Annotated in this window: 8 protein-coding genes and 2 pseudogenes; 6 read left to right on the forward strand and 4 right to left on the reverse strand. The window is 54.6% G+C overall.

Going from position 1 to position 13,771, the window contains the following annotated elements; all coding sequences use genetic code 11:
• Window positions 1-91: 91 nt before the first annotated feature.
• From RBB80_RS33625 to RBB80_RS33635, 3 genes and pseudogenes are all read right to left on the reverse strand, one after another.
• Window positions 92-2,125 carry a RecQ family ATP-dependent DNA helicase gene (locus RBB80_RS33625; protein ID WP_433970228.1) on the reverse strand — a complete coding sequence of 678 codons (2,034 nt, stop codon included), beginning with the start codon at window positions 2,123-2,125 and terminating at the stop codon, window positions 92-94.
• Window positions 2,062-4,118: pseudogene (locus RBB80_RS33630) on the reverse strand (DNA topoisomerase 3). Before RBB80_RS33630 ends, RBB80_RS33625 begins: the two are co-directional and overlap by 64 nt.
• A gap of 963 nt (window positions 4,119-5,081) precedes the next feature.
• Window positions 5,082-5,435: a hypothetical protein gene (locus tag RBB80_RS33635; RefSeq protein WP_433970229.1), complete on the reverse strand. Its 354-nt coding sequence runs from the start codon at window positions 5,433-5,435 to the stop codon at window positions 5,082-5,084.
• Between the two features lie 1,790 nt (window positions 5,436-7,225).
• On the opposite strand from RBB80_RS33635, the gene RBB80_RS33640 reads away from it, so the two are divergent.
• From RBB80_RS33640 to RBB80_RS33665, 6 genes are all read left to right on the forward strand, one after another.
• Window positions 7,226-7,459: a hypothetical protein gene (locus RBB80_RS33640; protein WP_433970231.1), complete on the forward strand. Its 234-nt coding sequence runs from the start codon at window positions 7,226-7,228 to the stop codon at window positions 7,457-7,459.
• Between the two features lie 921 nt (window positions 7,460-8,380).
• Window positions 8,381-9,472: a TonB family protein gene (locus RBB80_RS33645; RefSeq protein WP_433970232.1), complete on the forward strand. Its 1,092-nt coding sequence runs from the start codon at window positions 8,381-8,383 to the stop codon at window positions 9,470-9,472.
• Window positions 9,473-9,981: 509 nt separating this feature from the next.
• The gene (locus RBB80_RS33650; RefSeq protein ID WP_433970434.1) at window positions 9,982-10,197 is read left to right on the forward strand and encodes a hypothetical protein; all 216 of its coding nucleotides are present in this window, start codon (window positions 9,982-9,984) and stop codon (window positions 10,195-10,197) included.
• A 980-nt stretch (window positions 10,198-11,177) separates the two neighbouring features.
• Window positions 11,178-12,212, forward strand: coding sequence for a DUF362 domain-containing protein (locus RBB80_RS33655; RefSeq protein WP_433970234.1), 1,035 nt, complete (start codon window positions 11,178-11,180; stop codon window positions 12,210-12,212).
• Window positions 12,213-12,385: 173 nt separating this feature from the next.
• Window positions 12,386-12,718 (forward strand): hypothetical protein, encoded by a 333-nt coding sequence (locus tag RBB80_RS33660; protein WP_433970235.1) that lies wholly within the window; start codon window positions 12,386-12,388, stop codon window positions 12,716-12,718.
• A complete protein-coding gene (locus RBB80_RS33665; protein ID WP_433970237.1) occupies window positions 12,706-13,125 on the forward strand; it encodes a hypothetical protein in 420 nt (139 codons plus the stop codon). The genes RBB80_RS33660 and RBB80_RS33665 overlap by 13 nt, the downstream gene beginning before the upstream one ends.
• Window positions 13,126-13,620: 495 nt before the next feature.
• On the opposite strand, the pseudogene RBB80_RS33670 reads toward RBB80_RS33665, so the two are convergent.
• Window positions 13,621-13,735 (reverse strand): annotated as a pseudogene (locus RBB80_RS33670) (amidase family protein); the annotation flags it as partial.
• Between the last annotated feature and the right edge of the window lie 36 nt (window positions 13,736-13,771).

Genomic DNA, 13,771 nt, shown 5'->3' on the forward strand with positions numbered 1-13,771 from the left:
TGGCATTCGCTTTCTCCAGCATCAAATACAGGTTGAGGACGTATTCACGCGAACCGGGGGCTGTGGGTGCGACTTGATGGGACTCACGGCGTCAACGTGAACCTCTAATCAGACGATAGATATGTGCTCCATATTTTTGCACGATACTCATGCCAATGCCCGGCACAGCCAGTAACTCCGCATCGTTGTGGGGACAGTTGGTAGCGATACCTTTCAGCGCTCGATCGCCAAAGATCCGAAATGCCGGAATGTTTCTGCGCTCCGCCTCGCTCAGGCGCCAGGCACGTAAAGCCTGTTCAATGCGAGTCTCTTTCTCTGGCTCGGACGCAGTCGTTCTTGTTCTTGGTGGCCTGGATTGGGTTCGACCGGTGGTGTTTGGAGAAGCGTTAGACTTACTGGATTTCTTCTGGCGCTTGCGCTGGGAAACCGGCCGTCCAGCGTCCTTCATAACGAAGAGCACCGGCGTAGTCTGATCGGTGGCTCGCCCCGCTGGAGTAAGGCTGACAGTGCGGTAGGGAATCTGTTTGCCTTGTTTTTCGAAGACAGCATCCGCAAACTTGATGAGTTCTGCCCGGGCCATGGCTCCAAGGACTTCTTCGAAGTTGTCTCGGCTCATCTCGCCTCCGGGACAAAGCTCGGCGTGCAGCTTGCCGGTCGATTTGTTGGAGACGGTCTGCAAGGCGCGCAACACTCGATGAAGAATTGTTCGTTCCTCTTCCGTCGCGGTTCGGAATCTTTGGGCAACGCACTTGGCGGGAGCACAGAAATCGCACACGCCACAAGCCCTGGCACTATCCGACGTATCGCCGAAGTGACGAACAAGGGACGTCATGCGGCATTGATTGCTTTCCGCAAAACGAATCATCTGATCGATCTGCGCCCGCTTCTGCTCGCCCTGCAGGATGTAGGACGCGCGCCATAGCCCCTCGCCCTGGCTGACATTCTCCGCAAAGTCCAGCACAGCCCCCTTATGGATCCAAAGCTTCTCGATGATTTTGTCGAAAAGTTCTTCCTCCATCGCCAAGGATTTGCGCAGCGCCTCCTTCGGTTGGGGTTCTGTACGAAGGCTTGCAAATACTCGATCCAGCAGTGGAACCGCCGGGTAATCCCGACTGAAGAAGAAGTCATGGGTATGCCGGTCTCCATACGAGTGCATCAAAATGGCGCGACTCGTTTTTCCGTCGCGCCCAGCGCGGCCGATCTCCTGGTAATACCCTTCCAGACTGCCTGGCAGGGCGGTGTGAATCACGGTTCGGATATTCGTCTTATCGATCCCCATACCGAACGCCGTGGTTGCCACCATGACGTCCAGCTTGCCCGCCATGAATTCTTCCTGCACTTGCCGCCGTCGCTCGGCATCCAGTCCGGCATGGTATACGGCTACGGCAAACTCGCTTGCCCACTCTTCCGCCAGAGCGTCAGCCTGCTTGCGCGTGGGGGTGTACACGATGGCTGGGCGGTGTTTGTCTTCGAGCAGGATCTCCCGAGCGAACTGAGGCCGTTGCGAAGGCAAAGCTTCTACAAGCTCGATGCCGATGTTTTCGCGGCGGAAACCATGGATGAAGTGTGCGGGCTCAGTCAAGCCTAGCTGAGTTGCAATGTCGTTCTGGACCAGCGGTGTTGCTGTGGCCGTGAGCGCCAGCATCGGAGCAGGACGAAGACCAGGTAGATACTGGCCAAGCATCCGATAGTCAGGTCGAAAATCGTGGCCCCATTGCGAGATACAGTGCGCTTCATCGATCGCGATCAGTGATGGTTTTCGCTTGGCCAGCATTTCGGGAAAGCCTGCCACCCGAAGTCGTTCGGGAGCAATGAAGAGAAACTGCAATTTGCCGCCGAGGTAGTCGGAACAGATACGGCGCGATGTTTCACGATCACGACCTGAATGGATGCATTCCACAGCGAGGCCTTTCTCTTTCAGCTTCTGCACCTGATCGTCCATCAATGCTATGAGTGGACTGATCACGAGAGTGGTTCCACCTCGTGCCAATCCAGGCAGCTGGTAACAAAGCGACTTGCCCGAGCCGGTCGGCATGACAAGCAGCGCGTCTTTTCCCGCGGTTACTGCCCGACAGACGGCTTCCTGGTTAGGGCGAAACTGGGCGAAGCCGAACGCGTTTTGCAAAAGCTCGGGGAGGCTTGTGCTGTTGAAGAAGTTCTTTGGACTGGGGAGACCAGAAGGATCGGAAGTCTTTGTGGATGCGGGGGCGGCGGCGCAGGTTGAACGGGCGAAGTCTGACGAACCTTGCTGACAACCGAACGCACGTATTGACTGATGCCATCCAGGAAAGGCTCCAGCTGGGATTCACCCAGTTGGATCTTCTTGAGAAAGGCCTCCCATTGGCCGGTCATCGCGGGACTTTTGACTTCGGGATGAACCACTTCTATAAGATGGATCCCCTTTTCTGTTGCCTCCAGACCCGTCCCCGAGCGTACGATATAGCCACGCTTCAATAGCACTTCGATCGTGGCCGCCCGTGTGGCAGGCGTACCGAGGCCCGTCTCTTTCATCGCCTCGGACAGTTCTTTCTCGTCGAGGCTTTGGCCCGCCGTCTGCATCGCGGTCAAGAGAGTGCCCTCGGTAAATCGCTTCGGGGTTTGGTCTTCTTTTTCTTGGCCTCTATATTCGCGATGTCCTGTGGCTGTCCTGTGGCAAGATTTACTGGCAGGATCTTCTCCGGAGTTTTCTCCTCATCCCCGCCCTTTGTCTCTCTCTTTCGCCCCTCCGACCCAACGTCAAGGACCTTCCAACCCAACTGTTGCACGACAGTCCCCGTGGCTCGATAGCGGTCCACGAATTCCTCATGCGTGATCGTGGTAATCACGGTCGTCACGGACTGAATGTGATCGTCATGCCACATCATGAGGAAGCGGCTGCAGATCAAACCGTAAATCTTGCGTTCCTTTTCCGTCAGGTTGGCCTTCTCGGAGGAAACCGCATTGGGAATGATGGCGTGATGGTCGCTCACCTTACTGTCGTCGACAAATCGCTTTCCAAGTGGGCGCTCCCCTGTTCCTGCAGCCAGTTGCTTCTGATAGCTTGCGGAAACTGCGGCGACAATGCCTGGAACTGTAGCGGCAACGTCAACAGAGAGATGACGACTATCCGTCCTTGGATAGCTGATCAGTTTATTCCGTTCATAGAGTGCCTGCGCGATATCAAGAGTCTCTTGGGCACTAAAGCCAAACAGACGATTCGCATGCCGCTGCAGCTCCGTGAGGTCGTAAAGCAGGGGTGGTTGCATCCGCTGTGTCTCGGAAGAGAGTGACTCAATGACCGCTTCTCCCGCACGAGCGCGAAGGATGATGCTTTTGGCATCCTGGCCATCGGCAGGCAATCGCGAGTTGTTGGCCTGAGCGTTGTTGCCCTTTTTCGACCCTGTTTGCGGACGGAACCATGTACCTTGATAGGTTTCCTTATCCTGATTTTCCCGTCCCTGAAACGTCGCGACAACCTCGATGTAGTCTTCGGAGACAAAATTGCGGAGGGTAAGTTCGCGATCGACAAGCATGGCCAGGGTCGGCGTCTGCACCCGTCCGACGGAAAGCTCCTCACTATAGAAAAGTGAATAGGCCCGTGACAGATTCATGCCAACAAGCCAATCGGCTCGGCTTCGGCCACTGGCGGCGTCCGCCAATCGATCATATCGGCTGCCTGGGCGAAGATTGTCGAACCCTTTTCGGATGGCATCCGGAGTCAGCGAGGAAATCCAAAGTCGGCTGACCGGCTTTTTGCTCTCAGCCGCATCGTAGATGTAGCGGAAGATCAGTTCGCCTTCCCGCCCAGCATCCGTCGCGCATACTATCCGCGACACACGCGCCGACGTTAGAATCTTTCGCACCACTTCGAACTGATCTTTGGTTCGCTCGTAAACAACCAGTGGCCACTGCTCGGGCAGTATCGGCAACAGATCCATGCGCCATTGCCGCCATTGAGGATTGATTTCGTGCGGTTGTGCGAGGGAAACCAGATGTCCAATCGCCCAGGTGACCACATAGCCGTTTCCCTGGAGATAGCCTTCGCCCCGCTTGTCGGCTCCGAGGACACGGGCAATGTCTCGTGCGACAGAAGGCTTTTCAGTCAGGACCGCAACGGTACTGGATTCGCTTGCTTTCATTTGTACCTTCAGGTCTAGACGCTCAACTCGATCGTAAATTGTCGACCTCTGCTTGCTACGATCGAACGTGAGTTTTCGGCAAGGGCGGAGCCTGCGCACGCGGGCACGCCTGTCGTTAATCACAATAAATGGGTTCCTCCGCTGTCACGCTGCACTCGATTCGCGGATTGATGGCCCTTATTGTTCAGCATTGTCCGCTTTTTTACTGCTAAGCCACGGCACTCAAATCACGGACATTTGTACTCAAATCGCGGACGACGTACACGACGAAGTTCGTCCGCGATTTGAACGCAAAAGTGGAACAATGGGAGACGGCTGGCGAGGCAACCTGGGGCGTAACGCTGCACAGGGAAACTATGATTCATCTCTTAGCAGAACACCCCAGACTCAGCTCAGAGAGCATCCCCGAAGCGGAGAATCAACTCCGCTCTCATCACGCTGTCCGCGATTTCGGTACAAACATGCCCCTGAATTCCGCGATTTGGGTGCAGAATCTGGGCATCACAACGCATTTTCCGCGATTTGAGTGCAGCGTGACACCTTCAGGCGGGAACGAGCAGGCCGAGCTCGAAATCGAGACCATCGAGGCAAAGGGAGGAAAGGGAGGGATGTTGGGTCCTAGCCGACCTCGAGGGTGGAGGTTAGGGCGCTATATGCACGTAAATATTTGCTCGCTCTTCAACTACGCCCGCGCCTGCACCGTTACTGTTCGCGCATGACGGGCTCGGCGTGACAGCAATAAGCGATAGCGTCAGCGTTCACATGAGCGATGCAGCGATCGGCTCAGCACGAGTAAGAGAGCCCATTCCTCCCGTGGGATTTGGGCGTGTTTGCAGGGGTTCTTGGCATGGCTATGAACCCCTCAATACCTGACTCAACTAGCCGCCTGAGCGCGAAATTCTGGCGTGGTCCGTTGGCAAAGGCGAGTTCCGTAAAAGCCTCGACCTTCCAACCTCCATCGCGCTACTTCGCGGCTTCGGCCTTCGTCGCGGCTCTCGCCTTCGCTGCGTCCGACATTTTCTTCCGGGTCGCAGCAGAGATCTCTCTCTTCTTCACAGGAGCAGTTGCCTTCACCAATGCAGACTTCTTAGCGGCAGTCGTCTTCTTCGCCGGCACGGAGTTCTTGGCTGGTGTCTTGGCCGCTGTCTTGGCAGAACGCACGTACTTTCGTTTCTTAGGTGCACCTGCCTGACTGACGGCTGGCTGAGTTAAAACCAGCTGGCTGGCTCCTGCAGCCCCCTGCGAAAGGGAGTCACGGATCCTGGTAAGACGATCAATCTCTTTGTTCAGTTCAGCTACTGCTCCGGGTATGCTCATCCATCCTCCAATAGAGCAAGCCTACCACCTGCCCCGTGGCAATTACACAAAATGTGCGCGGGCGGGGCAACTCCAACTGCCTACTCGATGCTATCTGCAATTCACTCGAAAGGAACGCCCGCGATAATGGTTACTGCTACCCGCCAGCTGCTTTCGCGTCATTCGAAGAACCTGCTGTATTCATCAGTGCGCCTCGAGCAAACTGAGCGATATAAGTGAGGTCCTGTCCAGGATTCGGCAGGCTATGTGGTTTGGGTTTCACGTCATGTCATAGGCTGTGAAGTCAAACTCCGATAATTACAAATCGGCTGGGCTCTTCTATTCCAGATTTATCGCGAGGGGAAAGCCTGAATCTCTTCAGGAGATTTTTGGATGATTGATGCTGGCTGCATCTGAATCCTCCGATCGCTCAACGAATAGGTCAAGGCTTCATCGCGTGTCCACCGCGGTGGATCAGTGGCGGAGTCTGCCATGGAAACGTTACAGGGAGTCGCGCGAAATTCCTTCTGACGGCCTGTGCTGATTCGCTGAAGATCTACAACCTGCGAGAGTGCCGACTCTCCTGAAGCGCCACCAATTACCCAATTGCCTTTCACAAACGAGGGACGGGACTGTCCTGCATTCTGCGTTGCCGAATCTCTCACTCCTTTACGGAGGACTAATCCTAAGGAAGCAATCCATGACGAAAGGTAAACGAAGGGCGCGCACGTTGGCACTCTACCTGAGCAGTATTGGAATTCAGCCTGTTCTCTCAACCACTAGCTATCAACAATGGGCGGCAGATCTTCAGACGCAATACAACACACTTGAGGTCGGACTACGAAAGCTTGCACGTAGGAGCGGCCGATGTCTCGTCAGAGAGTCGGGTTCCGTCGAGCTTGCGACTGCTTCCCTTCCAACCCCTATTTTTCTCCAGACCCAAGCGGCCAACTCTCAGCAAGCCGCACTTCGAAGCCGATCCAGAGAAGAACAGTTCAAATACATCTCCCGGCGCTGGTCTGCGCTGACGCCACCTTGTCCCTCCTGCCGGATGGGGAATGGTTATCCAAAACGTTCCTGGCCCACCCGCGAATGGGCCGAAGAGGTTTGGGGGAGACAGCACGATCGCGACAGATTGCGTGTCTATGCGTGTCCGGTTCAACCGGGCTTTTGGCATCTTGGTCACATTCGCCGACAGGCTGCATCTGCTGGCCTAACGGATGAAATCTCCATTCAGCATAGCCAACTCCCAGCGATTCCGTTTGAAACAGGAGGACACATATGACCGTATTCCATCAAATTCTCTGGATGTTCGTGAACATCCGCATGCTTGGGAGACAGCCCAGGTTGCCATTACCCACGGAGAGTCTGATCCAATATGCGGTTGCACTGGAATTGCAATACAGCCGTATCTGCACGAGGCTTGGCACCGCGCGCCGCCTCGAAGCGGCTGCTATCACCTGTCGGATCGTTGGTCTTCTCGGACTAACCGAAGCTGCCGAGCCTCTGCCGACACTGTTGCTGGTCTTGCTCGTCATTCACGGTAACGTTCGTTGTTTCCCAAATGCAATCCGGACAAACTCAGTTCACGTTGAGAAAGCCTCGCGAAGCGTTCGTGGCCCAACCGAGGACACTTATCGCCACCATCTGGAACATCTACAGACAAAGTTCCAAACGAAACGGCGACCGCACTGTAAGCTCGCACGGCGTTGCGCAATCAGCGGCACTTCAAGTGCCGCCAATCAACTGGAACTCAATCGAGACCTATTTCTAAAATCAAGAATTTCGGGCACGCCAGAGTACGTGTTTAAATGCCGGATAATCTCCGCGCATCAGCGTGTCCACCAACAAAGGCGAATCATCGCCCACTCAAAAAAGGAATGACTATACAACCAAGTGCTGACGAAACGATTGACGACAACGCCCAGGAATTCGACGATGCATTATTCGACATATTTGAAGATGATTCCGAAATCGACGGCGACTGCAATGAATCGCAGCCTTGTCGGGGTGATGAGCCAGGACTCGAACACGATCTTGACTAGCCAGGATCGTCGATAGCTACTGCGGGTGTGCGTTGGGACTTAAGGCTCTTTCTCAGCCTTAAGTCCCTAAGTTTTCCACCGTAACCATTTTTTGTAACCATCCCGGTAGACTCTGTCACTGTAGAGACTTTCCTAACCCTAGTTTGAGTCCGAGAGCTTCTATTTTCAGCGAGGGATCTGATGGGCTAGTTAGTGCGCATTAGGACTGGATAAATGCGTCTGACGGCGACCGGGACGCCCTGTTGCTCTATTACCTGAAGAACCTCGACTCGATCGCAGTAGGCGGGATAGCGAGACGGCAGATCTTCGGCGAGCGGCAAGATCACAGCGTTCACCAGATTGAGGCCCGTCAACCAGCAGCCTCAAGAACTTAGAGATTCTGTCGATGGGGTTCTATGGGAGCCTCTGTAAACCAACAGCAAAATTACTACGAAACACGAGGAACCTCCAAATGAGACCGCCGAAAACCATTCTGTTGTACTGCGAAGATGACGATAAACGTTCGCTTCTCTTGGTTCAAATGCGATTGTGGAACTACCGCGCCACAGTCGTAAACGAGGTTCATGACCTACCTTTATTCCTTAAGTCGCACCCTTTTGACCTGGTCCTGATCGTTCCAACAAAATCCAATACGGATGGGACTGTATTGGGAGAGATCTCAGTTGCGACCAATCAAATTCAGGTGATGCGCAGGCGCGCGCACCGGGTCTTTGGTCTATAGGTGTTCTCGACTCATCGCTTACACCTGGTGTCATCCGTATACGCCGACAGCGCACGACGCATCGGTTATACGAACGGAATTGCGGATGTCGATGTCTTGTCGACGTGGGCCCAAGGCCCGGAATTCAGTTCTACCCTCACAACCTTCGGCCTTCAACTCAACGAACGTGAATCTACTCCGTGTAACGCAAAGGATATGAAATGACACCACCTCCCCCTCTCGAAGCAAAGACCCCGATCACGCAGTTCACTCATTTCGGTGTACTAGACAACGGCTCTCAGAGTAAGACCTCAGTAGTCACCGCGGTTGTCGCGAATATCATGATCGCGCTCTGCGCCATCATCATCGGCGCAGCTGCAAAGAAAACAATCGACACCCGACACAAGCTTACCGAGTTGACCGAGCCGATTCCAATCAAGAAGCCCGAGCCACCGCCGGTCAAGATCAAGGCACCAAAGATTCCGCCGCCACCGGTCGTAAAGGTTGAGCCGCCAAAAATTAAACTTCCAGACGTCAAGTTGCCGGACGTTCCTAAGCCGCCCGTCATCAAGATGGTGCAGCAGATGCCGGTCGTTCTTCCGGCGCCGCCCAAGCTAATTCAGCCCCCACCAGCTCCTAAGGTGGTCAGCCTCGCCCAGGCCCAGCCTACTGCGGTGGTCAACAACTCTCCTCATCCGACTGCGGTCGCACTCGGTTCGCAGACCAATCCGATCGCACCGTCGAATCGACCGTCGACCACCGCCATCAATCTTGGCAACAAGGGAATGTCGGGGATGCCGGCTTCGAATAATGGCATGGGAGCGCAGTCGCAGGTTGTCAATCTTGGTTCCGGCTCAGCCGGCAGCCAGAACATGCACGGACGAGATAATGCCTCTTCCGGCGTCGTCGGAGTCAAGCTTGGAGTCACCGGCGGTACAGGGCCGATGAATGCTTCAGGCCGAACGCCCGGCGTTGTCAACCTCGGCCAGGACGCACCGCCGCCGATGCCGAAACCCACGGGTCCTTCTACCGCAACGGCTAAGTCTGCACCTAAGGTTCTCTTCAAACCCAAGCCAGAGTACACCGCTGAAGCTCGCAGTCTTCATATCGAAGGCGTCGTCTCGGTGCGGCTCCGCGTCTCGTCCTCTGGGGCCGTCCAGGTTCTAGGTGTCACCAGCGATCTCGGACATGGCCTTGGTGACTCTGCCATCCGTGCCGTGCAGGCCACCCGCTTTCAACCTGCCACAGACGCATCGGGTCATCCGATCGATTGGGAAGGTGTTGTCAACGTGGCTTTCCAACTCGCTGGATAGCCACGTCTATCCCACTGCTGTTTGATCAGTCAGTTTCATTCACAAATGAGGAGAGAGGAGATTCCATGATTACCAACGTCGACGATGTTGATGACGTATAGGAAACCGAAAATAACGATCAGACTGACAGCGAAGTTCAAGATGCCTGCACCCAAGTAGACCCGTTTCTCGAACTTGCGAATCTCATCCTCTTTGACTTGATCTAGCAAAACTAGAATGAGACTTTTCGACTATCAGAAAGGAGCCACATTTGGCTGAAGGAGAAGATTTTTGCCTCCAGGCACCCGGTTGGACACACGCCGCTCTCGTCCAGAGGGCGGCCTCGTGGCTTCATACAAAGAAAAATTGTAGTGTTGTGCTGACTGAACAAATGATCCTCGATATCTATGTTGCAGGCTCTGGTGCAAATATTGAGGTATGCACGTTGAGGCGACTGGAGAGGCAGTGGTTTATGCAGCAAGGACTGCATTCCAGATCGCAGGCGCAGCTTGGTCTTTGAGACGTAGGCAATGCAGGGCGAATTGACCTTTGCGAATACGGTGGAGCAGTTCGACCCCGGCGATTGTGATGGCGGCGTAGTCGAAGTTCTTGAGAGCCAAGAGATGATAAACAAGGTTTACTCAGCCATCGGCGAAGTAGCTTCAGAAAAGAATGCCAGTATTCTTCTTCCCATACCACCAGTTGGCGTTTGGGATGGTTGCAACGCCGGGGATGGCGTTGAATGAAGAAGCATTCTACGTAGGGTCTCGCAATTTGCCTCAATTGCAGGTGTCGAATTGAAGTTGGCTGGCTCTTGCATTGGGGCATACTCCATACGATGAGGTCGCTGGATATCGCCAAACCCGACCCCTCCCCGAGCGGGTTCCCTATTGCCTTCGATTATAAGCCGCCCTCTAATCCACAAGGTAACATCACTCCATGAGCAAGAGAGTCATTAAGAACATTTTGAATCAGGTCGGTACCCTCTCAGAAGGCGAAAACGTCGCCAAGGTTCGTTTCAGCATGACACAGTCGCAAGAGTTCATCGATGGCACTATTCCGAGTTCGAAACTTGCCACAGGCACCATCCAATTTGATAACACTGCCCAAGCTTTTGTCTTTTTCAAATCCAGTGGAAACGCACTTCTTCGAGGGGGCGGAATCGAAGCCCGAGTCATAATAGTTTCCTTGAATACGTTCAAAGTCACCGGACCAGTCCTAGATATTACCCAATAAATAATGACTAAAACTGCGAGCTATCCAGCAATCAAAGGGTGTGTTGCGGAGCACAGCCGCTGAATGGGAGCGGTCGATGAATTCGAAGGAACGAGGTCACTGTCATTCGTACCGATCACAATTGGTACTTGCCTCGCATCCCCAACGGCCCCTCGTGGGCGCACTGCCATGGTCGTTCCACTTTCCGAGATCTTCGCGTAGGCAGGGACATACTCGCGTCTCGAGCCGTTCAATGACGCCACGAAACACATGATGTATAGAGAAGGAGTAACCACAAATGAAAATGACGCGCCGACATTTCGCGCTTTCTATTGCAGCTGCCAGCAGCATGCGTTCTTCCTTATTCGGATCCACGCTTTCCCCACTGGGTGTTCCCCGCGGCGTAGTTCCCGGCCGAGTCACCTGGGCCCACGATCCGGCGGCTGTGACTTGGGATGGAACGGGTTCCTGGTGGGCGGACGCCAACAACAACCAGGCTGCAATTGACCGCATGGTCTCTCGCTCCATCCGCGGTCTTACAAATCAAAAGAGCGATGCCCAGGCATGGAGCGCCATCTTCCACTATTTCAATCGCACTCATGATCGTGGCAACGTCGGATACAAGGCCGGTGAGAAGGTCGCAATCAAACCGAACCTGAACAACACAACGGATCATGGAACGATCGACCGTCTCAACTCGTCGCCGCATCTGATCCTTTCGCTCGTCCGGCAGTTGACCGGCCCGGGAAAAGTGCCGCAATCGTCGATCACCGTGTTCGATACCAGCCGGTTCATCCCGGGCAATCTCTACGACAAGATTCACAGTGAGTTTCCTGGCGTCGTGTTCGTGGACCACATCGGCGGCGACGGGCGCCTAAAGGCCGAGTTCAAGCCCAACGCGATCCCTTTTTCGGTTTCCAGCCGCAACGCTTCGGGTCTCGATACCACGGTCGTCGAGGCTGCCTACCTAATCGATGCGGCATTGCTAAAAGGGCATGTGAGTTCAGGGGTGACGCTTTGTGCTAAGAATCTGTTCGGCGCCACAAGCATCAATCCCGACTGGCGCAAAAACGCGCACGACGGCTTTCCTCCCAACCATGACGGCTCCCCAAGTTACTCCGCATTCGTCGATTTCCTGGGTCATAAGGATCTTGGCGAGAAGACCATGCTCTTTATCGTCGACGGGCTCTACGGAAGCGAGAACGCGGATGGACCACCAAAGCGCAAATGGAAGATGGCCCCTTTCAACGATGCCTGGCCGAGCAGCATTTTCATGTCGTTGGACGGTGTGGCGGTCGATTCGGTCGGCTTCGATTTTCTGACCTCGGAATGGCCTGATCTCGTGGATATTAAAAATGCCGACAACTATCTGCGCGAAGCCGCTCTGGCTAATGATCCACCTTCGAAGACGTTCTACGATCCTGAACGCGATGGCATCAGATGCCGCAGCCTTGGCGTACATGAGCATTGGAACAATGGAACGGACAAGAAGTATTCAGGCAATCTCGGAAAGGCGCACGGGATCGAGCTTTTCCAAGTGGGCTGATCGGGACCAAGATGAGATGAAGATGAGCAGGAACGTCTTGTTCTTGTGCTTGACCGCAACATTGGTGTTTGCGGCAAGTGCGTTTTCCCAGCCATTTTTGAGGCATTGTCAACTTAAGACGTTGAGGGACATTCTGAGCTGGGAACGCTGCGGGTCTTGCGCTCGCTTAGGCCGTGGTCACTTCCCGCCAGACCGCGAATGACCGCGATCGCAGGAGACTCCGCCGCTATGGCTTCGGAATTCCCGAGATCTCCATAAGCGAGCATCACAAGGCCGATGCCTTCGCATTGCACAGTCCCTTCCATATCTCCATGGGACTTGGGTTCACCGACCAGGTAGACTTTGCCTTAACCGACGCGTGTGAAAACTGGATGCAGGTAACCCGCGAGCCAGATTCCGGCGATGCTGTTTCGTTACACGAGAAACTCAAACCGCAAAAGCGGCTCAAATACTTCGCGAAGCCCGCCCCTAGCGAGATCAAAGACTTTTTCGTTTGCTGCCGCTGAAGTGGGACGAGGGGTATCTCGACCGGTGGCTGAAGGGTGCTAGCGGAGCCAATGCAAAGGATGTAGAAGACTACGCCATCATACTCCGCCACACCTATCGGGACGAACCCCGCAAGCTGTCTTTTGTGCTCGCAGGATTCACCGAAAGAGCGACGGCAATCTCCGGAATCTATCTTGCGAAAAATTGGTCTTCGATCTGGGAAAGGTATGTGAAAGACAAGGTCGATACACCATCGCGGGGAGATTTCCTGATGTTCATCGCAGGACCATCGCGTCCGGGAAGAGTCGATGAGGTGGATGGAAGATCCGAATCTGCCTGCGATTACCCCGGACACTGTGCGTCGTCTGATCCCGTGCTTGTGGTCAGAGCGATTCGACCAGTAACGGCCAGCCAACGCAGGCTCTAAATTCCTTGGTTAAAATGAACTGTCTGAAAAAGCCACGACTCACGCGAGCAACATTGCTCGGCCAGGCGGTCGTCTGCTCGCGTTCGTCGGTAGGGTGATTTTCTGCTAATCAAACCGGAGACATCCGCGGTCTTTTTCGCTATATCGGATGTGAAGGTGAATTTAGAGCTGATTACCAGTGAGCTCTTGAGGTCTCGCTCAGAGTCCATCTGAGGACCCCATGCAAGTCAATGTCTCGATTGTCAGATCAGTTCTGGCGAGTGGGTTCGTACTTACTTATTGCGGTGCTGCAAGGCCTCATTTGGTGATAACAGGGCAATGCGCTCATCGAGGAGCCATTAGTTCGTGTTCCGGGTGGATGGTCGGCAAACCACACCTTATACTCTCTTGAGTTCGACCGGATATCGTCCTGATCGAACCGCAACCGCGGCACCGAACACCTTCGGCGTGAATGATACTTTGCACACTAGCTGGCAGCATTCCATTGCACTAGGTGGCAGCATAACCCCGCACGGAGATAGCAAGGTCGGTACCCAGGTCAAGCGGAGACATGCCTGCCGCGATCGCCGCCGACTCGCCACCTGGAGCCACCCGGCGTCAGATCCAAGTTTCAGGAATGAACCGGGACGACATGAAACCACGTGGC

It is taken from the genome of Tunturiibacter gelidiferens (assembly GCF_051013345.1).
Classification (GTDB): domain Bacteria; phylum Acidobacteriota; class Terriglobia; order Terriglobales; family Acidobacteriaceae; genus Edaphobacter; species Edaphobacter gelidiferens_A.

Bases quoted from the DNA above. Each gene is read 5' to 3' on its own strand.
- RBB80_RS33640 (WP_433970231.1), top strand. From the start codon at position 7,226: ATGCCGGATAATCTCCGCGCATCAGCGTGTCCACCAACAAAGGCGAAT.
- RBB80_RS33650 (WP_433970434.1), top strand. From the start codon at position 9,982: ATGCAGGGCGAATTGACCTTTGCGAATACGGTGGAGCAGTTCGACCCC.
- RBB80_RS33655 (WP_433970234.1), top strand. From the start codon at position 11,178: ATGGTCTCTCGCTCCATCCGCGGTCTTACAAATCAAAAGAGCGATGCC.
- RBB80_RS33635 (WP_433970229.1), bottom strand. From the start codon at position 5,435: ATGAGCATACCCGGAGCAGTAGCTGAACTGAACAAAGAGATTGATCGT.
- RBB80_RS33645 (WP_433970232.1), top strand. From the start codon at position 8,381: ATGACACCACCTCCCCCTCTCGAAGCAAAGACCCCGATCACGCAGTTC.